We start from the raw sequence: 20,688 nt of genomic DNA on the forward strand, positions 1-20,688 counted from the left end.
GCGGCGACATGCTGACAGAGCCTGCCTGCCGATAGGTCCTGCTGCTGTTTGCCTCGGCGCTCACGGCTATGTTACAAAAGTGTAATTTTTGTGCCCTTGAAACGCCACGATCCGAGACACAAATAAAGGTCATCGGCAGTTTTCGCCGAGTCCGGAGCAAGGCCCGTCCCCCGCCTATCCCGGACAATTGCGGCAGCCTATCCCCCCTCTCCGGGCTGCCGCATCGTTTCGAGTAAAAGACCGCCGTGGTTCCCCTCCACCACGGCGGTTCTTTTTTGCCTTCTGACAAGTGTTTACGGTCCGTGGTCCAACGATCGCGGGCTTTTCGTTTTGATGCGCTGCCTTTACGGTCCCGGCACCGAAAAGAAAGGCCCGCAGTAATGTCCACCATTTCCTCCGTCCTCGACCGTCTCGACAAAAATCTCGACCAGAGCCTGGAGCGCCTGTTCGGCCTGCTCCGCATCAAGTCGATCTCGACCGATTCCGACTATGCCGCCGACTGCCGCAAGGCCGCCGAATGGCTGGTGGCGGACCTCAAGCTGATCGGCTTCGACGCTTCGGTGCGCGACACGCCGGGACACCCGATGGTGGTTGCGCACCATGAAGGCCCCGCCGGTTCGCCGCATGTGCTGTTTTACGGCCATTACGACGTGCAGCCGGTCGATCCGATCGAGCTTTGGGAGAACGACCCGTTTGCGCCGGCGGTCAAGGAGATCGAGCCCGGTCACAAGGTAATCACCGGCCGTGGCTCGGCCGACGACAAGGGGCAGCTGATGACCTTCGTCGAGGCCTGCCGCGCCTGGAAGCAGGTGCATGGCAATCTGCCCTGCCGCATCACCATCCTGTTCGAGGGCGAGGAGGAGTCCGGTTCGCCGTCGCTCAAGCCGTTCCTCGAGGCCAATGCCGATGAGCTCAAGGCCGATTTCGCTCTGGTCTGCGACACCGGCATGTGGGACCGCGAAACGCCGTCGATCTGCGTTTCGCTGCGCGGAATGGTCGGCGAGGAGGTCACGGTCAAGGCTGCCGATCGCGACCTGCATTCGGGCCTCTATGGCGGCGCCGCCGCCAACCCGATCCGCATCCTGGCGAAAATCCTCGCCGACATCCATGACGAGAACGGCCACATCACCATTCCCGGCTTCTATGACGGGGTTGAGGAAACGCCGTCGCAGATCCTGAAATCATGGGAAACTCTGGGCGAGACCGCCGAAACCTTCCTCGGACCGATCGGCCTCTCGATCCCGTCGGGCGAAAAAGGCCGCTCGGTGATGGAACTGACCTGGGCGCGGCCGACGGCCGAGTTCAACGGCATCATCGGCGGCTATACCGGCAAGGGGTTCAAGACGGTGATCGCGGCGGAAGCGTCGTCGAAAATCTCCTTCCGCCTCGTCCACAAGCAGGACCCCGAGAAGATCCGCGCCGCTTTCCGGAAATTCGTCGAGGCGCGCATTCCCGGGGACTGTTCGGTCGAATTCCACCCGCATGGCGGCGGGCCGGCAATTCAGCTTTCCTACGACTCGCCATTCCTGGCCAAGGCCAAGACTGCGCTGTCGGATGAATGGCCGAAGCCAGCGGTGACGACGGGCAGCGGCGGCTCGATACCGGTGGTCGGCGACTTCCAGACCTATCTCGGCATGGAATCGCTGCTGGTCGGGTTCGGGCTCGACGACGACCGCATCCACTCGCCCAACGAGAAATACGAGCTGACCTCCTTCCACAAGGGCCAGCGCTCCTGGGCGCGCATTCTCGATGCGCTGACGCGCTGAGGAGGCTGGGAAGTTTTCTTGTTGATTTTTCAGCGGATCGCGGCGAGGACGAGTTACGCCGCGATCCGGAGAAAACCATGCCCGACATCCGCTTCCACAAGAACGATCTGCCCGACCTCGCCCACTACAATGTCGACGCGGTGGCCATCGATACCGAGACGCTGGGGTTGAACCCGCACCGCGACCGGCTGTGCGTGGTGCAGATCTCGCCCGGCGATGGCTCGGCCGACGTGATCCAGATCGCGCCCGGCCAGAAGAAAGCGCCGAACCTCGTCAGCCTGCTGCGCAACCGCGGCATATCGAAACTGTTCCACTACGGCCGTTTCGACCTCGCCGTGCTCTACAACGCCTTCGGCGTCATGCCGGAGCCGGTGTTCTGCACCAAGATCGCCTCGCGGCTGACCCGCACCTATACCGACCGGCACGGCTTGAAGGACATCTGCTTCGAACTGCTTGGCGTCGGCCTGTCGAAGGCGCAGCAGTCGTCGGACTGGGCGGCCGAGACCCTGTCGCCCGAACAGCTCGAATATGCCGCTTCCGACGTTCTCTATCTGCACCGTCTGCGCGAGGTCCTGGCTGGACGCCTGGCGCGGGACGGGCGCACCAAGGAAGCCGACGCCTGCTTCTGCTTCCTGCCGACGCGTGCCAAGCTCGATTTGATGGGTTGGGACGAAGAGGATATTTTTGCCCACAGCTGATGGCCTTCAGATAACGCTTCCGGCAGCCTTGCAACCAGACACGCGTCGTGGCGTTCTGTCGACTCAATGAGGGGGATGACGTGGCAGACCGCAAACCGATAGCGACCGCCCCGACGGATGGATCCAAGGTCACTGTTCTGTGGAAGGACGGCGCCGGCGTCGTCAGCGAATCCGTCGGGCAATATCGCGACGGCGCCTGGTGGGTCTACACCGACAGCGATACCCAGAAAAAGGTCGACCCGACCAGCTGGCGGCCAGTCTCCAGCGACGATGACGACGATCAATGAGCGCCGCTAGCGGGTGCAACTGCTTTCGCATAGCCTGAAGTCGTTGATATCGAGGCCGATTCGGGGCCTTCCGCTCCGTAGCCTCTCTTCCTGGAGGAACGCGTCATGGGCATCGAAAGCCTTCTCATCTTCATCATAATCGGCGCCATTGCCGGCTGGCTCGCCGGCCTCATCGTCTCGGGCTTCGGCTTCGGCCTCATCGGCAACATCATCGTCGGCATTATCGGCGCCCTGATCGCCGGCTGGCTATTTCCAAGGCTCGGTTTCGCTATCGGCGGCGGCATTCTGGCTGCCATCATCAACGCCACGATCGGCGCCGTCATCCTGCTGGTGCTGGTCAAGGTTCTGAAGCGAGCTTGACGCTCTAAGTTTCATTCAACGCAATTCCTCAGGAGAAAGCCTGTGCTTTCCTGGAATTGCTGCCGAAGGAGCGCGCCGTGAAACAGAACACTCTCTATCTCCTTGTCGGCGCGCTCGTTGTCGTGGTCATCGCGCTCGGTGCATATGTCTATCACGAACAGACCAAGCCCAAGGGCGTCGAACTGAAGATCGACGACAAGGGCATTTCGATCCAGCAGAATTGAAATATTCGGGGTAGCCAGGGCCTCTGCCTTTTGCGGCAGACAGGCCGCGAGGATGCGGCTTTCGGACCCAGTTGGCGGCAGCGGATTTTAGAAATTCTTAAGGAAAGGGTGCATAAACCCTGCTTTAACGCGCCCTTAAACCGCCGCATCTACCCTCCAACCCGAGCGCCATTGACACCGGGAAGACAGCGCAACGCATGGCGAACCGCAGAGACAGTCGCATCGAACCCAGCTTCGAGGGATCGCCAAAGGCGAAATCCGCGGCCGGTTTTTCGGTGAACGAGGAGGATCGGGTCGTGCCGGCCAATCGCAAATCATCTTCGGCGCGCAAAACCTCCAAGGCAAAATCATCGTCACGCGGCAAGCGAGGCAAAGCCCGGCGCGGCCTTTTCGGCGTAATGGCCCGGATGTTCTACTGGTGCTTCGTGCTCTGCATCTGGGGCGGCATCGCGGTGGCCGGCATCGTCGTCTATTACGGCGCCAAGATGCCGGCGGCCACCACCTGGTCGATCCCCGACCGTGCGCCGAACATCAAGATCATCTCGGTCGACGGCCAGCTGCTGGCCAACAGGGGCATGAGCGGTGGCGAGGCGGTCGGCCTGCACGAAATGTCGCCCTACATTCCCGAAGCCGTCATCGCCATCGAGGACCGGCGCTTCTATTCGCATTTCGGCATCGACCCGATCGGTCTGTCGCGCGCCATGGTGACCAATGTTCTGGGCCGGCGTTTCTCGCAGGGCGGCTCGACGCTGACCCAGCAGCTGGCCAAGAACCTGTTCCTGAAGCCCGACCGCACGCTGGAGCGCAAGGTGCAGGAAGTGCTGCTGGCGCTGTGGCTGGAGCACAAGCATACCAAGGACCAGATCCTCGAAATGTACCTCAACCGGGTCTATTTCGGCTCCGGCGCCTACGGCGTCGAGGCGGCTTCGCGCCGCTATTTCGGCAAGAGCGCGCGCGATGTCACGCTGTCGGAGGCAGCCCTTCTCGCCGGCCTCTTGAAGGCGCCGTCGCGACTGTCGCCGGCGCGGGATCCGAAGGCGGCGGAGGAGCGTTCGCAGCTGGTGCTGGCGGCCATGCGCGACGAAGGCAAGATCAGCGCCAAGGAACTGGCCTCGGCGATGAGCGCGCCGGCAACGCGCGCGCCATCCTACTGGACCGGTTCCGAAAACTACGTCGCCGACACCATCATGGAAGAGCTGCCCGATTTGATCGGCGACGTGCGCAGCGACATCGTCGTCGACACCACCGTCGACCTCAACCTGCAGAAGCTCGCCGAAGAGTCGATCCGCCGGCTGATCGACGAGAGCGGCAAGAAGCTCAATGTCAGCCAAGGCGCGCTGGTGTCGATCGACAATTCCGGCGCCGTGCGCGCCATGGTCGGCGGCTACGACTATTCGACGAGCCAGTTCGACCGCGCCTCCGAAGCACGCCGTCAACCGGGCTCGGCGTTCAAGCCGTTCGTCTATATGGCCGCGCTGGAAGCTGGTCGCACGCCCGACAGCGTGCGCAACGACGCACCGATCAAGATCGGCAAGTGGACACCGGACAATTACGGCGGCAAGTATTTCGGCAAGGTGACGTTGGCGACCGCTTTGGCGAAGTCGCTGAATTCCGTCGCGGCACAGCTAACCATGGAGGTCGGCCCCGACGCGGTGGTCGAGGCGGCGCACCGCATGGGCATCCAATCCGATCTGATCGCCAACACCTCGATCGCGCTCGGCACTTCGGAAGTGACGCCGCTGGAGCTGACATCGGCCTATGTGCCGTTCGCCAATGGTGGCTACAAGCCCGACATCCATTTCATCCGCCGCATCACCACGACCGAAGGCAAGGTGCTCTATGACGACAATGGCGGCAGCGCGCCGCGCGTCGTCAAGCAGAACATTGTCGGCATGATGAACTCGATGATGACCGGCACGGTCGAGATCGGCACGGCGAAGAAGGCGGCCTTCGCCTGGCCGTCTGCTGGCAAGACCGGAACCAGCCAGAATTCGCGCGACGCCTGGTTCGTCGGCTACACCGCAAACCTCACCACCGGCGTGTGGTTCGGCAACGATGACGGCACGCCGATGAAGAAGGTCACCGGTGGCGCGCTGCCGGCACAGGCCTGGCACGAGTTCATGGTGGCCGCGCATGAAGGTGTGCCGGTCCGGCCGCTGCCCGGCACCTGGAAGTCGACGCCGCCCGACACCATCGTGCCCGACGATATTCCGTCAGTCGATAACAATCAGGCGGCGCCGTTGCCTGCCGTGGCCGTCAGCCGTTCTGAGCCTGCTGCCGCGCCGGCACCTGCTGCTGTACCCGCACAAGCACCGGTCCGCCGTCCGGCCGAAACGGTCGATGCCGACGGTTTCGACATGCCGGGCGACGGCGGCACCACGGCCTCGATCAAGCACCCGGTACCGCCGGGCAGCGTCGGCGGCCCGACCAAGAAGCGGAAAACCTCGATCCTGGATATTCTCGGCGGCGGCTGAGCGGCTCGTCATTCTGGCTTCAAACCAATGGCGAGCTGGCAATCCGTTCCTCATATGAGAGCTGCGGTGACAATTCGGCCTCTCGCCACCTCCGCCGCATTCGGCTACATCTCCGGCCGGAGTGACAGACATGGCTGAGACCGACACCAGAAAAACCATCGTGCTGACCGGAGCCAGCCGCGGCATCGGCCATGCCACGGTCAAGCGCTTTTCGCGTGAGGGCTGGCGGGTCATCACCTGTTCGCGCCAGGCTTTTGCCGAGGATTGCCCGTGGCCGGCCGGCCCAGAGGACCACATCAAGGTCGATCTCGCCGACCAGGAGGATGTCGGCATCGCCGTCTCGGAGATCCGTCACCGGCTGGAAGCGCATGGCGGGCAATTGCACGCGCTGGTCAACAATGCCGGCATTTCGCCGAAGCTCAAGGACGGCAACAGCCGCATGGATTCGATCGACACGCCGATGCATGTCTGGCGCGATGTGTTCCAGGTGAATTTCTTCGCGCCGATCATGCTCGCGCGGGGCCTCTTCAAGGAGCTTGCTGCAGCGAAAGGTTCGATCGTCAACGTCACCTCGATCGCCGGCACGCGCGTGCATCCTTTCGCCGGCACCGCCTATGCGACCTCGAAGGCGGCGCTCGGCTCGCTGACGCGCGAGATGGCGCATGATTTCGGCCCGCACGGCATCCGCGTCAATGCGATTGCGCCGGGCGAGATCGACACCGCGATCCTGTCGCCTGGCACCGACAAGATCGTCGAGACGATCCCACTCAGGCGCCTTGGCGCCACCTCGGAAGTCGCCGACATCATCTTCTTCCTGTGCTCGCAGCAGGCGTCCTATGTGACGGGCTCGGAAATCCACATCAATGGCGGCCAGCACGTCTGAGCACTGACAGACTGCTCATTCGGCGATGGTGAGAACAGCCTTGCCGCTGAAGCTGCGCTGTCGCAGGGCGTCCAGAGCCTGGGCGATGTCTGTCCACGGCACGGTCATGGACACACGGGTTTTCAGCCGGCCAGCCGCGACCAGAGCGAGCAGCGAGGCGATGTCCGCGCCAATGGCTGGACCGGATGTGTAGTAGGCGAAGGTCTGAAGCCTCGCTCCCTCATGGCCGGGAACGAACTGTCTGAAGCCAACCGGCGTGAGTTCGCCGCTGCTCGAACCGAACATGACGATGGTGCCGCCGGGGGCGACGCGGTCGATGGCATGGGCGAGGCTTTGGCCGCCGACCGACTCGGTGATCAGAGAGAATGGCCCTTCGGCCAGTTCGATCGACTCGACGACCTCGTGAGCACCAAGACCGCGGAGATCCTCGGCGTGCCGGGCGGCGGCGATTGCAATCACCGCGGCGCCTTGCTCGCGGGCGATCTGGATCTGGAAACGGCCGACCGCGCCGCTGGCGCCGGTGATCAACACCTGCTGTCCCGCGAGGTCGCCGCCATGGCGCAAGACCCTGAGAGCCGTCGTGCCCGCGACCGGAAGCGTGGCGGCGGACCCGAAGCTGACCTCGTCCGGGATGACGGCGAGGCGGTCGGTCGGAACGGCGACCTGTTCGGCCCAGCCGGCCTCGTCGACCAAAGCCACAACCCGGGCGCCGACGGCAGGCCCGGAGCCATCGGCTGCCGCCCGCTTGATTACCCCAACCACGTCCTGGCCAGGTATCCAGCCTTCCGGGCGTATGGTGAGCAGGCGCAATTCACCGCGGTTCAAGGAGGTTGCGTGGACGCAGACAAGCGCTTCGTTGGGGAGGGGCCGAGGGTCCTCGACCTCGGCGAGACTGATCCGGGTGATGCTCTCGGGAGAGATGACAAGCGCGCGCATGGGAAGCCTTCCTGCCGGTTTGTGACATGCCAGCCACGAACCAGAGTCTATCGACTCCCCGCATCAAAGAATTTAGCTATCACGGCGAATAGTCGCTAAAAGCCATCAATCATGAGGCAGCCGCTCCGCTACCCCTGGGTCAATTTCGATGTCGATGATGTGCAGGCACCTGCGATTGCCGTGCGCGTCGATGTCACCGAAACCAAAGCGGAAGTCGCCGCCCATTGGCACCGCAAGGGCCAGCTCGTCTTCGCGCTCGGCGGTGGCGTCACTTGCCGCGTCCCGAGCGGCCTGTGGATGGTGCCGCCGCATTGCGGTGTGTGGATTCCCGGCAGTATGGAACACAGCAACATCGCGACCGCCAATGCGCGGATCTTCTTCGTCTATATCGAGCCGGGAGCCGCCGATCTGCCGGACCGGTGCTGCACGCTGTCGATCTCGCCATTGTTGCGCGAACTGATCATCGAGCTGGCCGATCGCGTGGAGGAAGATGAGGCGAGGGACGGGCTCTTGACCACGATCCTGCTTTCGGAACTGCCGCGCATGCCTGTCCAGCAGCTGCATCTGCCGATCTCCGCCGAGCCGCGCTTGCGGCGGATCGCCGAAGCGTTGGCGCAGAACCCTGCCGATCGCAGCACGCTTGCCGAGTGGGCCAACCGTGTTGCGCTCTCAGAAAGCAGCCTCGCCCGTCTCATCGTGAAGCAGACCGGCCTGAGCTTCGGCCGCTGGCGCCAGCAATTCCACCTGATCGTCGCCATACGGGAGCTGGCCTCCGGTGCGAGTGTCCAGCAGGTTTCGGGCGATCTCGGTTACGGCTCCGTCACCGCCTTCATCACCATGTTCAAGAAGGCGCTTGGCAAGCCGCCGGCAAAATATCTCGCCAGCGTCGCGCGAAATGGCGGCTCCGCCTTCGTGGCGTGATGGGATCGGCGGTACAAGCCTCAGGCCGGAGAGGGTTCAATGGCTTCGTGGCGCGGCATTGGCTTTGGCCCCAGCACTTCTTCGACAATGCCGCGGGCGATTTCGCGTTCACCCATGATGACGGTGTCGGCGCCGAGCCCCTTCAGGTGCTCGACCTCGGCATCGGAATGGGCTCGCGCGATGACGTTGATGCCGGGGTTGGCGGCGCGTGCCCTGAGTACGATCTGCCCGGCCTCGAAGGCGTTGGGTATGGCAAGGATCAATCGCCTGGCGCCCTGCGGATTCGCGGCGGCGAATACACCTGCATTGGCCGCGTTGCCGGAGACGATTTCGGCGCCGTCGTCTCTCAGCCTCGCCAGCGTCTTGTCGGCGTCCTCGATGACCAGGAAGGGCAGCGATGCCTGTTTCAGCGCCGCACCGACCAGGCTGCCGACGCGGCCGTAGCCGATCAGGATGGTGTGGCCCGAAAGCGTTGTGCGTGGCGGTGGGCCATTCTCTTTTGCCGCGGCGGCCACCGAGGCCACTTGTCCGGGCTGCGTCGCCGGGCCGACCGGCTTGGCCTCTTCCGGTGGTGCTGCCTTGGCGGCGCGCGCGTCCAGCCACGGCTTCATCCAGTCGAGGGCAAGGAACATCAGCGGATTGACCAGGATCGACAGGATGGCGCCTGCCATGATCAGGTCGCGTCCCTGTTGCGGCAACAGTTTCAGCCCGACGCCGAGCTCGGCCAGGATGAACGAAAACTCCCCGATCTGCGCGAGGCTGGCCGAGATCATCAAGGCGGTTCCCAGCGGATAGCGGAAGGCGATGACGATGACGAAGGCGGCCAGCGACTTGCCGATGACGATGATGGCCAGCGTCGCCAGGATCGGCCAGCCATTGCTCATCAGGCTGAACGGATCGAACAGCATGCCGACCGAGACGAAGAACAGCACCGAGAAGGCGTCGCGCAGCGGCAGTGATTCCTCCGCCGCGCGGTGGCTGAGCTCGGATTCGCTCATGATCATGCCGGCGAAGAAGGCACCGAGCGCCAGCGAGACGCCGAACAGTTTGGCGGCGCCGAAGGCGACGCCGAGCGCGATCGCCAGCACCGCCAGCCGGAACAGTTCGCGCGAGCCGGTATGGGCGACGTAATGCAGGATCCACGGAATGACGCGGCGGCCAACCACCAGCATGACGATGACGAAGGCGACGACCTTGGCCAGCGTGAGGCCGACGACGCCCCAGATGCCGAAGCTGGCCGGCAGCGACAAAAGGCTCGCATGGTCATCGACCTGCGGCTGGCCGCCGAGCACGCCGGCCAACGCCGGCAAAAGCACCAGCGCCAGCACCATGGCGAGGTCCTCGACGATCAGCCAGCCGACGGCGATGCGGCCGCGCTCGGTCTCGATCAGCCGTCGCTCCTGCAACGCGCGCAACAGCACCACTGTGGACGCGACGGAAAGCGCCAGGCCGAAGACGAGGCCTGCGCCCATCGACCAGCCGAGCATCCAGGCAAGGCCGGCGCCCAGCGCGGTGGCAAAGCCGATCTGGACGATGGCGCCGGGTACGGCGATGGCGCGGACGGAGAGAAGATCCTTCAGGGAGAAATGCAGGCCGACGCCGAACATGAGCAGGATGACGCCGATTTCGGCCAACTCATTGGCAAGACTGGCATCGGCGACGAAACCCGGCGTGTTCGGTCCGACCAGCACGCCGGCGACGAGGTAGCCGACCAGCGGCGGGATGCGAAAACGGTTGGCGAGCGCCCCGAAGATGAATGCCAGCCCCAGACCGGCGACGATGGTGGCGATAAGGGGCGTGTCATGCGGCATTGTCTATGGAGCGCCTTTCGGGAAATGTCGGGTGTGCGCCGCCCGAAGCCGCCGCCTTTTTCAATATGGTGGAGGGGGTGCGGGCGACGCAACCCGCAAGACGTAAATTGGTGGCCAGAGGCACCGAAAACGAAAGGCACGCGCAGCAAAACCGCTGCGCGCGCCAATACCGAATGATCGATGAGCGTCACGCCGCGTGCAGCATGGCCTCGATGTCGATCAGCGGGCGGTTGGTCAGTGTCTTTGGGATCTCCGCCTGCACCTTGTCGGTGACTTCCTTGTGCAGTTTCTTGCGCATGGTGCCGAGCACCAGCGGTGGCGCGACCAGCACGATGTCGTCGAAGATGCCGTGATGGGCGAGCTTGTAGAGCCGGTCTGCGATCTCTTCGGCAAATCGTTCCTTGCCCTGCCGGTGCCAGTCGGTTTCCTCAACCGCGCTGCGATGCACGGAGGGGCCGTCATTGTAGCGGCCGGGACTGTCGCTGCCTTGTTCGCGCGTTGCCGGATTGTCCTGTTTCATCTCCTGGAAGAGCTGCAGGTTCGGATAGAGATTGTCGCCCTCGTTCTTCAGGAACAGCGCTTTCTCGCCATCGGCCACCATGACCAAAAGGCCATGTTTCAGGTTGATCTTGCTCATTTGCGGGCTCCTGTTTGAAGGTTCAAATCCAGCCGACGATTGTCTGTTACGGCAGGGGCAGAACGCGTGGCGAAGCGGGAACGTTCCACTTCGTTCGCCGAGATCGCACGCAGCCATATCAAGCCCGATCTATCGTCTATCGGAGCAATGTCCGGAGGTCACGGCTTTAATCTACTAAATTGGTAGAATTTAGAAAAAATAATTTTGCAGCTTGGCCGGCTGCCGGATAAAAGAGCCGCAGAACAAAGCCTGCGGCAGCAGCTTGAATCCGCCTGATATGCGGATGTGGAATATTTTTCTCTTGGCCCTTAGGCTTGCGGAAAACCGATTGCCTCCCGTCAGGGGATGCGCGAGTGGGTTCCTTCAGCTTTTTCGCGTCCGCGCCTAAAACTGCCGAATTGTTCCGGAATGTGTTCGTCATGCCGCACGCCAATCCCAAGCTCACCGCGTTCCCGGTCTTCATGCGGGTCGAAGGCGAAGCCGTGGCCATCGTCGGCGGCGGAGGCGAAGCGTTGGCCAAGGCGCGGCTACTTGATCAGTCGAGTGCTGTGCTTCGCATCATTGCCGATGTTGCCGACGCCGAATTGCTGAGCTTCATCGCCACGACCGGCGCCATCCGTATCGACGCCCCCTACGACGCCGCGCATCTCGAAGGCGCGGTCCTGGTGTTTGCCGCCAGCGGCGACGAGACGCTCGACCGCCGCGTCGCCCACGATGCGCGCCGCCTTGGCATTCCGGTCAATGCCGTCGACCGGCCGGAGCTATGCGATTTCTTCACCCCGGCGCTGGTCAACCGCGCCCCGGTCGCCATCGCCATCGGCACGGAAGGCGCGGGTCCGGTGCTGGCGCAGATGCTGCGCAGCCGCATCGACCGCATGCTGTCGCCGTCGCTCGGGCCGCTGGCAGCGCTTGCCGCCTCGTTCCGGGGTGCCGCCGAAAAGCTGCTGCCGAAAGGCAACGCCCGCCGCCAGTTCTGGAGCAGTTTTTTCCAGGGTGCACCGGCGCGCGCCGTCGAAGCCGGCGAGCTTTCGCAGGCGCATGACGCCGCCGCCGATCTGTTGCTGTCGAAGGCTCCGGCTTCGGGCCATATCGCGTTGGTTGGCGCCGGGCCAGGTGCTGAGGATCTTCTGACGCTGCGCGCGCATCGGCTTTTGATGGAAGCCGACGTCATCGTCTATGACGCGCTGGTGCCGGAGGCGATCGTCGCCATGGGCCGCCGCGACGCCGAGCGGCTGCCGGTCGGAAAACGCAAGGGATGCCACACCAAGAGCCAGGCCGAGATCAATGCGCTGCTGGTCGATCTCGGCAGGCAGGGCAAGCGCGTCGTGCGGCTGAAGTCGGGCGACCCGCTCGTGTTCGGCCGCGCCGGCGAGGAGATGGCCGCACTGCGCGATGCCGGCATCGCCTATGATGTCGTCCCCGGCGTCACCGCCGCCTTTGCCGCCGCCGCCGACTTCGAGCTGCCGCTGACGCTGCGCGGCGTCTCCTCGTCGATGGTGTTCACCACCGGCCATGATCTGAAGGGCAATTCGCTGCCGGATTGGGCCAAGCTCGCCATTTCCGGCGCCACCGTCGCCGTCTATATGGGCCGCTCGGTCGCCGCCGAAGTCGCCGGACGACTGATCGAGGCCGGCCTGTCGCCGGACACGGCGGTTGCCGTGGTCGAGAATGCCAGCTTGCAGAACCGCCGCCGTTTCCACGGCACACTGGCCGATTTGCCGTCGCTGGAAGAGCGCGCCGATCTGGCCGGTCCGGTGATGACCATCATCGGCGACGCGGTTGCCGGCGCCAACTTTGAACGTTCCGAGCCGCTCGCGGCCCATAACTATGAGGGCGCCGCCAACGCGGCCGACGCAGAGGTCGAGCCATGAAGATACTGACCGCAAACCGCCTCTCCGACGGCATCGCCGTCTGGTACGCCGATGGCGGCTGGGCCGAGACGGTCGACCATGCCGACCTTGCCCATGACCAAGCGGCAGAGGACAGGCTGGAAGCAATCGGCGCCAAGGCCAACGCCAACAATCAGGTTGTCGACGTCAATCTGATCGACGTTGAAGTCATCAATGGCGTCGTCGTGCCGGTACGCTTGCGCGAAAAGATCCGCGCCGCCGGCCCGACCATCCGGGAAGATCTGGGCAAGCAGGCTGCGCGGGCAGCGTAACAAAATACGGGCGGACGCGCCCTGAAAGACGAAACATGTACCGCTACGATGAGTTCGACCACGATTTTGTCCAGGCCCGCGTCGCCGAGTTCAGCGACCAGGTCGAACGCCGGCTGTCCGGCGAGATCACCGAGGATCAGTTCCGGCCGCTGCGGCTGATGAACGGCGTCTACCTGCAGCTGCACGCCTACATGCTGCGCATCGCGGTGCCCTATGGCACGCTGAACAGCGCGCAACTGCGCATGCTCGGCCACATCGCGCGCAAATACGACAAGGGCTACGGCCACTTCACCACGCGCCAGAACATCCAGTTCAACTGGCCGGCGCTGTCCGACATTCCGGCGATCCTGGCCGATCTCGCCAGCGTCGAGATGCATGCCATCCAGACCAGCGGCAATTGCATCCGCAACGTCACCGCCGATCACTTTGCCGGCGCCGCCGCCGACGAGGTCGCTGATCCGCGCCCCTATGCCGAGATCCTGCGGCAATGGTCGTCTGTGCATCCGGAATTCTCGTTCCTGCCGCGCAAGTTCAAGATCGCGGTGACCGGGGCCGAGCGCGACCGCGCCGCCATCCAGACGCATGATATCGGTCTGCATCTGAAGAAGAACGCCGCCGGCGAGCTCGGCTTTGCCGTCTATGTCGGTGGCGGCCAGGGCCGCACGCCGATGGTGGCGCGCAAGATCCGCGACTTCCTGCCGGAAGCCGACCTGCTGTCCTACTGCACGGCGATCCTGCGCGTGTACAACCTCTATGGCCGCCGCGACAACAAGTACAAGGCGCGCATCAAGATCCTCGTCCACGAGACCGGCGTCGAGGAAATCACCCGCCAGGTCGAGGCCGAATGGCAGGAGCTGAAGGACGCCGAGCTGAAGCTGCCGGAAGCCGACATCCGTGCCATCGACGCCTATTTCGCGCCGCCGGCACTGACCGCCCGGCCGGAAGGCGACGCGGCGATCAAGCTGGCGCGGCTCGATTCCAAAAGCTTCTCGGATTGGCTCGACCAGAATGTCGTGACGCATCGCCATCCCGACTATGCCGCGGTGACGATTTCGCTGAAAGGTATCGGCGAAGTGCCGGGCGATGCCACCGACAGCCAGATGGAAGCGGTCGCCGACATCGCCGAGAAATACGCGTTCGACGAACTGCGCGTCAGCCATGAGCAGAACCTGATCCTGCCGCATGTGGCGCGCGCCGATTTGAAAGCGGTCTACGACGCTTTGGTCGACATTGGCCTCGCGACGGCCAATTCCAACCTGATCAGCGACATCATCGCGTGCCCTGGCCTCGATTATTGCGCGCTGGCGACAGCGCGCTCGATCCCGATCGCGCAGGAGATTTCGCTTCGCTTCGCCTCGCTGGAGCGGCAGCGCGAGATCGGCGAATTGAAGCTGAAGATTTCCGGCTGCATCAATGCCTGCGGACATCACCATGTCGGCCATATCGGTATCCTCGGCGTCGAGAAGAAAGGCTCCGAACTCTACCAGGTGACGCTTGGCGGATCGGCCGACGAGAACACCTCGGTTGGCGAAATCATCGGCCGCGGCTTCTCTTCGGAAGAGATCACGGACGCCATCGAGCAGATCGTCGACACCTATCTCGGCCTTCGGCTCGGTCCCAGTGAACGTTTTATCGACGCCTACCGCCGTGTCGGTCCCGCGCCGTTCAAGGAGGCGCTCTATGCTGGCGAAACCAAGGCCGCTTGACCGCATCGTCGACGTCGACGACAGCATCGCCGCCAAAGCGGCGGGCTTCGACGCGCTGTATGGACATCTGAGCCCGCTCGACATCATCGAACGCGCGGCGAGCGAATTGTTTCATGACGAGATCGCCGCCGTGTCGTCCTTCGGCGCGGATTCCGCCGTCCTGCTGCATATGATCGCCAAGGTCGACCGCACGCTGCCGGTCATCTTCCTGGACACCGGCAAGCATTTCGGAGAGACGCTGGGCTATCGCGATGCGCTGGTCGCCGATTTCGGGCTGACCAACATCAGGGTGATCAAGCCCGAAGACGCGGCGCTCGAGCGGGTCGATCCGACCGGCAATCTGCACCAGAGCAATACCGATGCCTGCTGCGACGTGCGCAAGGTCGAGCCGCTGGCGCGCGGCGTCGCCCCCTTCCGCGCCTGGCTGACCGGCCGGAAGCGCTTCCAGGCGGCGACGCGAGCCGCGCTGCCGGTGTTCGAGGCGGTCGGCCCGCGCGTACGCGTCAATCCGCTGGCGCACTGGACGACATCCGACCAGGCTGACTACATGCGCGCGCATGCGCTGCGCGAAAATCCGCTGGTTGCGTACGGCTATCTGTCGATCGGCTGCTTCCCATGCACGCAGCCGGTGCAGCCGGGCGAGGATGCGCGAAGCGGACGCTGGGCCGGTCATGCCAAGACCGAGTGCGGCATCCATCTGTCGGGACTGGAAGTATCGCTGACCGACGCATCCCTTTAAGCTATGGTGATATTCAGGTGAGGCTGGCCTGCAACGGCGGCTTCCGCTCGGAGGCCGCCGGTTTCGTGTGGACCGGCTTTCGCGGACTTTCGATTTTTAGGGCTTTAGGAATTTTCTATGACTGAACAGACCACAGCGGAGACCCGCCTCTGGACCCGGACGGGGTTTCGCGAAGACGAGTGGACACATGCCGAAAGTGCGGATGCACTGGCGGGCAATGGCCGCTTCATCCTGCCGTTGCAGGCATTTCTCGGCCTTGATGCCGAGGTGCGGCGCTCGGCCAAGGAGCGGCTGGGCGTCGCATTGCTGCCGGGCGACCAGCTGGAAAAGATCGTGGATCTGCTCGACCAGCTGTCGCTGGTGGCGCTGGCCTTTCCGGCCTTCAGCGACGGCCGCTCGTTTTCCAAGGGCGAATTGCTGCGCAGCCGCTACGATTTCGAGGGCGCGGTCCGCGCCACGGGCCAGGTGCTCGTCGACCAGCTGCCGCATATGCTGCGCCTCGGCTTCGACGAGTTCGAGATCTCCAACCCGGTTCTGCTGAAGCGCCTCGAAGAAGGCCGCACAGGCGGGCTGGGCCTTTACTATCAGCCGACCGAAGCGTCGGAGCCGAAGGGGCCGAAATACTCCTGGCGGCGCGTTCGCAACAGCTGACGCGACGGTAATTCCGCCTGTCTTTACAAAGACTGTGATCGGGCCTTCTCCTGGCTGTCCGGACGGAAATATCCGCCGGGCGCGAGGGAGGAATCGGCGCTCATCGGCGGCAACACCAATGCACCGTCCATCATGATCGCCGAAAAGGCGCCTGACATGATCAGGGCTGCAAGGTCTGGATGCGCGAGGAGCGCAAGGCTGCCTGAGCCGGTTTTTGGGAGATGCCGCCGCGCCTTCGGTGCGGCGGTTTTTTTCTTTGTCTTACGGAATTCCCAAGCGAAAGCCCGGAAAACCGCCTCACACTTTGCTGGAATTGCTTTTAGGCCAAGGCCCGCGCTTCGCGAAACGAGACCAGCTTGCGGCGGTTCTCGTCCCACAACGCAAGCTTGACGCAGCGCAGGCTGTCGAGGAGCGTGACGCGGCCGATGCCGCGCAGTTCGGGATAGTCGCGCAGCACTTCCTGCAGCCGGTACCCCGGCACCTTGGCGGAGAGATGGTGCACGTGATGGACGCCGATATTGCCGGTGAACCAGTTCAGCACCGGCGGCAAATCGTAATAGGACGAGCCGTGCAGGGCGGCACGCTGGAATTCCCACTCTTCGTCCTTCGCCCATTCCGTCTCCTCGAACTGGTGCTGGACGTAGAACAGCCAGATTCCGGCCGATCCGGCCAGGATCACGATCGGCAAATGGACGATCAGGAAAGCGCCGGGGCCGACCAGCCAGATAAGCAGCGCTGCCGCGACCGCGATGCCGAGATTGGTGGTCATCGACGACACCCAGGGCGTCAGGCCGCCGCGCATCATGCCGACGGGCAGCCTCTGCTCGAAGATGAACAGCCAGATCGGCCCAAGGCCGAACATCACCAGGGGATGGCGGTAGAGACGATAGGCAAGGCGTCCCCGCCAAGACAGCTGCCGGTATTCAGCAACCGTCAACGTCCTGATATCGCCCATGCCGCGCTCGTCAAGATTGCCGGCGCTGGCGTGATGGGTGGCGTGCGCGCGCCGCCAGCAATCGTAAGGGGTCAGCGTCAGCACGCCGAGCGCGCGGCCGATCCAGTCGTCGGCAGTGCGGTTGGCGAAGAAGGAGCCGTGGCCGCAATCGTGCTGGATCATGAAGATCCGCACCAGAAAACCGGCGGCGGGAAGGATCAGGATCAAGCCCCACCAGTGGCCATAGGAATAGGCTGCCGAAGACAGCGCCCACAGCGTAACGAAAGGAATAAGGGTGATGGCGAGTTCAAGAGTGCTGCGTCGCCGGTCGGGCTTCTTGTAGCGCGCCAGGATCTTCAACCAGGCGCGCTTGCTGTTGGCGGCCGTCTCGGGGGAAATCATGTTCATCAGGAAGCATAGGCGGGGCGTCCCGCTGCCGCAAGGAAAAGCTCACGCAAAATTACTGCGCGTAATTGTCGCGCGATAGCATCGCTATTGACGGCGTTGGCCGCCGGCCATGCTGGCTTCTATGCCGTCCAGCCGGTCGAGCAGATCCCGGAAACGGGCGGGAATGTCGGCCTCGGTGCGGAAGGCCGGCAAGGTGCGCAAGAAGCGCGTCGTCGCCTCGGTGCCGAACTGGCGCCTGATGTCGGCGGCGAGCTCTTCGCTTCTGTTGCCAGTATTGCGGTCCATTGTCTCAAATCCTGTGTCGGTTTCAAAACTCCTCCAAGCTTTGAATGGTTCCCCATAGCGGGGTATTGGCAAGCAAAGGCTGCCGTTACGGTAAAGTTTGAATTAATTTTGAACGTCCTTGCGCCCCGCACCAAGTCCGACGGGCAGCCCGCAACATTGCCTGCTGTGGGGCGTCCTCCTGGGCTTGCCCCTTGATTTTTGGCCGCCAAACCTCGATATCGGGCGCAAATCCAAACCATTCGAATGACGGGAAATGGCGATGAGCGACCAGACAAAAGACGAACGCGCGCCCGAGGATATCGAAACGGCCGAGGCCGAGCGCACGCAAGGCGGCATCGACGGCGACTATGAAGCGCTGGTGCGGCTGCTGAAGGAAAACGAGGAGCTGAAGGACCGCGCGCTGCGCGTCGCAGCCGAGATGGAGAATCTGCGCCGCCGCACCGCCCGCGACGTGCATGATGCGCGCGCCTATGCGGTGGCCAATTTCGCCCGCGACATGCTGTCGGTGTCGGACAATCTGCGCCGCGCGCTCGATGCTATCCCCGCCGAGGCGAAAGCGGCCGGAGATGCCGGCTTCAAGGCGCTGATCGACGGCGTCGAGATCACCGAGCGCGCCATGCTGTCGACGCTGGAACGGCATGGGGTGAAGAAGCTCGAACCGGAAGGTGAGAAGTTCGACCCGAATTTCCACCAGGCGATGTTCGAAGTGCCCAATCCCGATGTGCCGGCCAACACCGTCGTCCAGGTCGTGCAGCCGGGCTATTCGATCGGCGAGCGCGTGCTGCGGCCGGCCATGGTCGGGGTCGCCAAGGGCGGCCCCAAGATCGCGGCCACCGAAGCGCCGGTCGAGCCGGGGCCGGTGAACGAGCAGGCCGAGAAGGATGCGTGAGTAGGGTAGGCAGTAGGGAATAGGGAATAGGGAATAGGGAATAGGGAATAGGGGCAGGCGTATCAATCGCGCGGCTTCGTGTTATTCATACTTTCCCTAATTCCCAATCCCTACTACCTCATGTCCCTGACACCCATCGACCTCCTCGACTATGCCGGCGTCGCCGTCTTTGCCGCGACCGGGGCGTTGGCGGCTTCGCGCAAGCAGCTCGACATTATCGGCTTCCTGTTTCTGGCCAGCGTCACCGGCATTGGCGGCGGCACGCTTCGCGACGTCATCCTCAACCTGCCCGTCTTTTGGGTCGCCAACTCCGGCTATGTGCTGGTTTGCGCGGCGGTTGCGGTGCTGGTCTTCTTCATCGCCCACCGCGTCGAATCCCGCTGGAAATGGCTGCTCTGGCTCGACGCCATCGGATTGGCGGCCTTTTCCGTAATGGGCGCGGCCAAGGGGCTGGCCATCACCGGCTCGCCGGTCGTCTCCGTTGTTATGGGCGTGTTGACCGCCACATTTGGCGGCATCCTGCGCGATCTGCTGGCCGGCGAGCCATCGGTACTGCTCAGGCCCGAAATCTACGTCACCGCCGCACTCGCGGGCGCCGGCCTCTACACACTTGGCGATCTTGCCGGCCTGCCGCCGCTCGCCTCGGATATCGCCGGCTTCGTCGCGGCTTTCCTGGTGCGCGGCGGCGCGCTGAAATTCGGCTGGACCTTTCCGTCCTACAAGAGCCGCCCGGGACGGCGACCGGAGGATATTCCGTAGGGAGAGGGATTAGGGAATAGGGAATAGGGAATAGTCGGTAGTCAGCAATTCGCGGCAGCCTTCACTACTGCCTACTGCCTACTGCCTCACGCCGCAAAGCGCTGCGCTTCCCCGCCATAATAGTTGACGTAGCGGGCGCCGATTTCCTTGACCGGCATCACCACGAACACATCGACGGTGGAGAACTCACGGTCGATGACGCAGCCGTCGCCGATGCGGGCGCCGACGCGCAGATAGCCCTTGACCAGCGGCGGCATGGCCGCGATCGCCGCCTTGGCGTTGACCGCCTCGATCGGCATCAGATCCATCGAGCAATAGCGGCCGGAGACCGCCCGCACATCCCAGGCGGAGTTGGTCCGGCAGTGATGGGCAAGGTAGGTGAGCGCCTCGGCATGCGCAGCCGGCACCGTGCCAGGGAACGAGGCACAACCGGTCATCACGCCGATCTCATAGTGGTTGATGTAGGCCCAGATGCCTTGCCACAGCGCCTCAATGGTGCGCTTCGAGCGGTATTCCGGCAGCACGCAGGAGCGGCCGAGCTCAAGGAAGCGCTGGCCGGGATGGCGGGCGATCAGCTTGGTCAGTTCGAACTCGCCTTCGGAATAGAAGCCGCCGGCGGTCGCCGCAATCTCTTGCCGCAGCAGGCGGTAAGTGCCGACGATGCGGCGATGCTCGGGGCCGGAGATCGAGGTGTCAAGCACCAGGAGATGGTCGCACAGCGGGTCGAAGCGGTCGGCGTCGCGCCGGTCCTGCGCCTGGAACAGGTCCTTCCTGGCGCCAAGCTCGTCATAAAACACCCGGTAGCGCACTTCCTGCGCGGCGGCGATCTCGGCCTCATTGCGGGCAAGCCGCACTTCGAGATTGCCGATACGGCCCAGCGGTGCGCCTGTTGCGACGGCATCGGCGTTCCGCGCGGCGAGCAAAGCGCCGCCTGCGCTGGGCCGAGTGTCACATTCCGGCATAACTGTATGCACGAGTGATTCTCCTTCGAGCCATCCCTCTTGGCACGGGGATACGGTGTAGGTGCAACAGGATTGTGACAGTACCGTGATACGGCGCGACGGGCAATACTTCGTCGGCTGGCGAAAACCCTCATTCGGCTACCTACGTGACGCGAGGATTGCGCCAGCGTCACCTTGAAGCGCGTCGCGCTGGGACG

22 protein-coding genes are annotated in these 20,688 nt (G+C 63.8%); 15 read left to right on the plus strand and 7 right to left on the minus strand.

Annotated elements, in window-relative coordinates; all coding sequences use genetic code 11:
• Positions 1–380 precede the first annotated feature (380 nt).
• The 7 genes from NKK50_RS06495 (at position 381) to NKK50_RS06525 (ending at position 6,692) form a co-directional block, all read left to right on the plus strand.
• Positions 381–1,766, plus strand: coding sequence for a M20/M25/M40 family metallo-hydrolase (locus NKK50_RS06495; protein ID WP_352543197.1), 1,386 nt, complete (start codon positions 381–383; stop codon positions 1,764–1,766).
• 77 nt (positions 1,767–1,843) lie between these two features.
• Entirely contained in the window at positions 1,844–2,464 is a 621-nt protein-coding gene (locus tag NKK50_RS06500; RefSeq protein WP_031245290.1) for a ribonuclease D, read from the plus strand.
• A gap of 80 nt (positions 2,465–2,544) precedes the next feature.
• Positions 2,545–2,751, plus strand: a complete 207-nt coding sequence (locus NKK50_RS06505; protein ID WP_023683046.1) for a hypothetical protein — start codon at positions 2,545–2,547, stop codon at positions 2,749–2,751.
• A 105-nt stretch (positions 2,752–2,856) separates the two neighbouring features.
• Positions 2,857–3,111 (plus strand): GlsB/YeaQ/YmgE family stress response membrane protein, encoded by a 255-nt coding sequence (locus NKK50_RS06510; RefSeq protein WP_023704219.1) that lies wholly within the window; start codon positions 2,857–2,859, stop codon positions 3,109–3,111.
• A 77-nt stretch (positions 3,112–3,188) separates the two neighbouring features.
• The gene (locus tag NKK50_RS06515; RefSeq protein WP_023686592.1) at positions 3,189–3,335 is read left to right on the plus strand and encodes a hypothetical protein; all 147 of its coding nucleotides are present in this window, start codon (positions 3,189–3,191) and stop codon (positions 3,333–3,335) included.
• A 197-nt stretch (positions 3,336–3,532) separates the two neighbouring features.
• Entirely contained in the window at positions 3,533–5,809 is a 2,277-nt protein-coding gene (locus NKK50_RS06520) for a transglycosylase domain-containing protein (protein ID WP_352543198.1), read from the plus strand.
• 130 nt (positions 5,810–5,939) lie between these two features.
• A complete protein-coding gene (locus NKK50_RS06525; RefSeq protein ID WP_023669777.1) occupies positions 5,940–6,692 on the plus strand; it encodes an SDR family NAD(P)-dependent oxidoreductase in 753 nt (250 codons plus the stop codon).
• Positions 6,693–6,707: 15 nt separating this feature from the next.
• Here the strand turns inward: NKK50_RS06525 and NKK50_RS06530 are convergent, their stop codons facing one another.
• Entirely contained in the window at positions 6,708–7,628 is a 921-nt protein-coding gene (locus NKK50_RS06530; protein WP_352543199.1) for a zinc-binding dehydrogenase, read from the minus strand.
• A 111-nt stretch (positions 7,629–7,739) separates the two neighbouring features.
• Between NKK50_RS06530 and NKK50_RS06535 the strand changes: the two genes are divergently transcribed.
• Entirely contained in the window at positions 7,740–8,549 is an 810-nt protein-coding gene (locus tag NKK50_RS06535) for an AraC family transcriptional regulator (protein WP_352543200.1), read from the plus strand.
• A gap of 20 nt (positions 8,550–8,569) precedes the next feature.
• Here NKK50_RS06535 and NKK50_RS06540 read toward each other — a convergent pair whose 3' ends face one another.
• The 3 genes from NKK50_RS06540 to NKK50_RS06550 all read right to left on the minus strand — a co-directional run bounded on the left by NKK50_RS06540 (position 8,570) and on the right by NKK50_RS06550 (position 11,418).
• The gene (locus NKK50_RS06540) at positions 8,570–10,360 is read right to left on the minus strand and encodes a cation:proton antiporter domain-containing protein (protein ID WP_352543201.1); all 1,791 of its coding nucleotides are present in this window, start codon (positions 10,358–10,360) and stop codon (positions 8,570–8,572) included.
• A gap of 187 nt (positions 10,361–10,547) precedes the next feature.
• A complete protein-coding gene (locus NKK50_RS06545) occupies positions 10,548–10,997 on the minus strand; it encodes a baeRF12 domain-containing protein (protein ID WP_023726453.1) in 450 nt (149 codons plus the stop codon).
• A gap of 166 nt (positions 10,998–11,163) precedes the next feature.
• Entirely contained in the window at positions 11,164–11,418 is a 255-nt protein-coding gene (locus NKK50_RS06550) for a hypothetical protein (protein WP_352543202.1), read from the minus strand.
• Between NKK50_RS06550 and cysG the strand changes: the two genes are divergently transcribed.
• The 5 genes from cysG to NKK50_RS06575 all read left to right on the plus strand — a co-directional run bounded on the left by cysG (position 11,417) and on the right by NKK50_RS06575 (position 16,254).
• Positions 11,417–12,868, plus strand: a complete 1,452-nt coding sequence (cysG, locus tag NKK50_RS06555) for a siroheme synthase CysG (protein WP_023713439.1) — start codon at positions 11,417–11,419, stop codon at positions 12,866–12,868. The two genes, NKK50_RS06550 and cysG, sit on opposite strands and share 2 nt — an antisense overlap.
• Entirely contained in the window at positions 12,865–13,158 is a 294-nt protein-coding gene (locus NKK50_RS06560; RefSeq protein ID WP_023669771.1) for a DUF2849 domain-containing protein, read from the plus strand. Before cysG ends, NKK50_RS06560 begins: the two co-directional genes overlap by 4 nt.
• Before the next feature lie 35 nt (positions 13,159–13,193).
• A complete protein-coding gene (locus tag NKK50_RS06565; protein WP_023683051.1) occupies positions 13,194–14,864 on the plus strand; it encodes a nitrite/sulfite reductase in 1,671 nt (556 codons plus the stop codon).
• Positions 14,839–15,603, plus strand: coding sequence for a phosphoadenylyl-sulfate reductase (locus NKK50_RS06570; RefSeq protein WP_023669769.1), 765 nt, complete (start codon positions 14,839–14,841; stop codon positions 15,601–15,603). Before NKK50_RS06565 ends, NKK50_RS06570 begins: the two co-directional genes overlap by 26 nt.
• Positions 15,604–15,720: 117 nt before the next feature.
• Positions 15,721–16,254, plus strand: a complete 534-nt coding sequence (locus tag NKK50_RS06575; protein ID WP_023669768.1) for a DUF934 domain-containing protein — start codon at positions 15,721–15,723, stop codon at positions 16,252–16,254.
• A gap of 319 nt (positions 16,255–16,573) precedes the next feature.
• Here the strand turns inward: NKK50_RS06575 and NKK50_RS06580 are convergent, their stop codons facing one another.
• Entirely contained in the window at positions 16,574–17,596 is a 1,023-nt protein-coding gene (locus NKK50_RS06580) for a fatty acid desaturase (RefSeq protein WP_023669767.1), read from the minus strand.
• 84 nt (positions 17,597–17,680) lie between these two features.
• Positions 17,681–17,881, minus strand: a complete 201-nt coding sequence (locus NKK50_RS06585) for a hypothetical protein (protein ID WP_023669766.1) — start codon at positions 17,879–17,881, stop codon at positions 17,681–17,683.
• Positions 17,882–18,140: 259 nt separating this feature from the next.
• On the opposite strand from NKK50_RS06585, the gene grpE reads away from it, so the two are divergent.
• Both grpE and NKK50_RS06595 read left to right on the plus strand, forming a co-directional pair.
• The gene (grpE, locus tag NKK50_RS06590; RefSeq protein WP_023691975.1) at positions 18,141–18,770 is read left to right on the plus strand and encodes a nucleotide exchange factor GrpE; all 630 of its coding nucleotides are present in this window, start codon (positions 18,141–18,143) and stop codon (positions 18,768–18,770) included.
• Positions 18,771–18,896: 126 nt separating this feature from the next.
• Positions 18,897–19,529 (plus strand): trimeric intracellular cation channel family protein, encoded by a 633-nt coding sequence (locus NKK50_RS06595; RefSeq protein ID WP_023683056.1) that lies wholly within the window; start codon positions 18,897–18,899, stop codon positions 19,527–19,529.
• Positions 19,530–19,615: 86 nt separating this feature from the next.
• Here the strand turns inward: NKK50_RS06595 and olsB are convergent, their stop codons facing one another.
• Positions 19,616–20,491: a l-ornithine N(alpha)-acyltransferase gene (gene olsB / locus NKK50_RS06600; RefSeq protein ID WP_023683057.1), complete on the minus strand. Its 876-nt coding sequence runs from the start codon at positions 20,489–20,491 to the stop codon at positions 19,616–19,618.
• Positions 20,492–20,688 lie beyond the last annotated feature (197 nt).

Source organism: Mesorhizobium sp. M0001, assembly GCF_040324255.1.
Taxonomy (GTDB): Bacteria; Pseudomonadota; Alphaproteobacteria; order Rhizobiales; family Rhizobiaceae; genus Mesorhizobium.

Coding starts and splice junctions, on each gene's coding strand:
- NKK50_RS06550 (WP_352543202.1), bottom strand. CDS start 11,418: ATGACGAACACATTCCGGAACAATTCGGCAGTTTTAGGCGCGGACGCG.
- NKK50_RS06565 (WP_023683051.1), top strand. CDS start 13,194: ATGTACCGCTACGATGAGTTCGACCACGATTTTGTCCAGGCCCGCGTC.
- NKK50_RS06525 (WP_023669777.1), top strand. CDS start 5,940: ATGGCTGAGACCGACACCAGAAAAACCATCGTGCTGACCGGAGCCAGC.
- NKK50_RS06560 (WP_023669771.1), top strand. CDS start 12,865: ATGAAGATACTGACCGCAAACCGCCTCTCCGACGGCATCGCCGTCTGG.
- cysG (WP_023713439.1), top strand. CDS start 11,417: ATGCCGCACGCCAATCCCAAGCTCACCGCGTTCCCGGTCTTCATGCGG.
- NKK50_RS06575 (WP_023669768.1), top strand. CDS start 15,721: ATGACTGAACAGACCACAGCGGAGACCCGCCTCTGGACCCGGACGGGG.
- NKK50_RS06570 (WP_023669769.1), top strand. CDS start 14,839: ATGCTGGCGAAACCAAGGCCGCTTGACCGCATCGTCGACGTCGACGAC.
- NKK50_RS06500 (WP_031245290.1), top strand. CDS start 1,844: ATGCCCGACATCCGCTTCCACAAGAACGATCTGCCCGACCTCGCCCAC.
- NKK50_RS06495 (WP_352543197.1), top strand. CDS start 381: ATGTCCACCATTTCCTCCGTCCTCGACCGTCTCGACAAAAATCTCGAC.
- NKK50_RS06510 (WP_023704219.1), top strand. CDS start 2,857: ATGGGCATCGAAAGCCTTCTCATCTTCATCATAATCGGCGCCATTGCC.
- NKK50_RS06530 (WP_352543199.1), bottom strand. CDS start 7,628: ATGCGCGCGCTTGTCATCTCTCCCGAGAGCATCACCCGGATCAGTCTC.
- NKK50_RS06520 (WP_352543198.1), top strand. CDS start 3,533: ATGGCGAACCGCAGAGACAGTCGCATCGAACCCAGCTTCGAGGGATCG.
- NKK50_RS06540 (WP_352543201.1), bottom strand. CDS start 10,360: ATGCCGCATGACACGCCCCTTATCGCCACCATCGTCGCCGGTCTGGGG.
- NKK50_RS06585 (WP_023669766.1), bottom strand. CDS start 17,881: ATGGACCGCAATACTGGCAACAGAAGCGAAGAGCTCGCCGCCGACATC.
- olsB (WP_023683057.1), bottom strand. CDS start 20,491: ATGCCGGAATGTGACACTCGGCCCAGCGCAGGCGGCGCTTTGCTCGCC.
- grpE (WP_023691975.1), top strand. CDS start 18,141: ATGAGCGACCAGACAAAAGACGAACGCGCGCCCGAGGATATCGAAACG.
- NKK50_RS06535 (WP_352543200.1), top strand. CDS start 7,740: ATGAGGCAGCCGCTCCGCTACCCCTGGGTCAATTTCGATGTCGATGAT.
- NKK50_RS06545 (WP_023726453.1), bottom strand. CDS start 10,997: ATGAGCAAGATCAACCTGAAACATGGCCTTTTGGTCATGGTGGCCGAT.
- NKK50_RS06580 (WP_023669767.1), bottom strand. CDS start 17,596: ATGAACATGATTTCCCCCGAGACGGCCGCCAACAGCAAGCGCGCCTGG.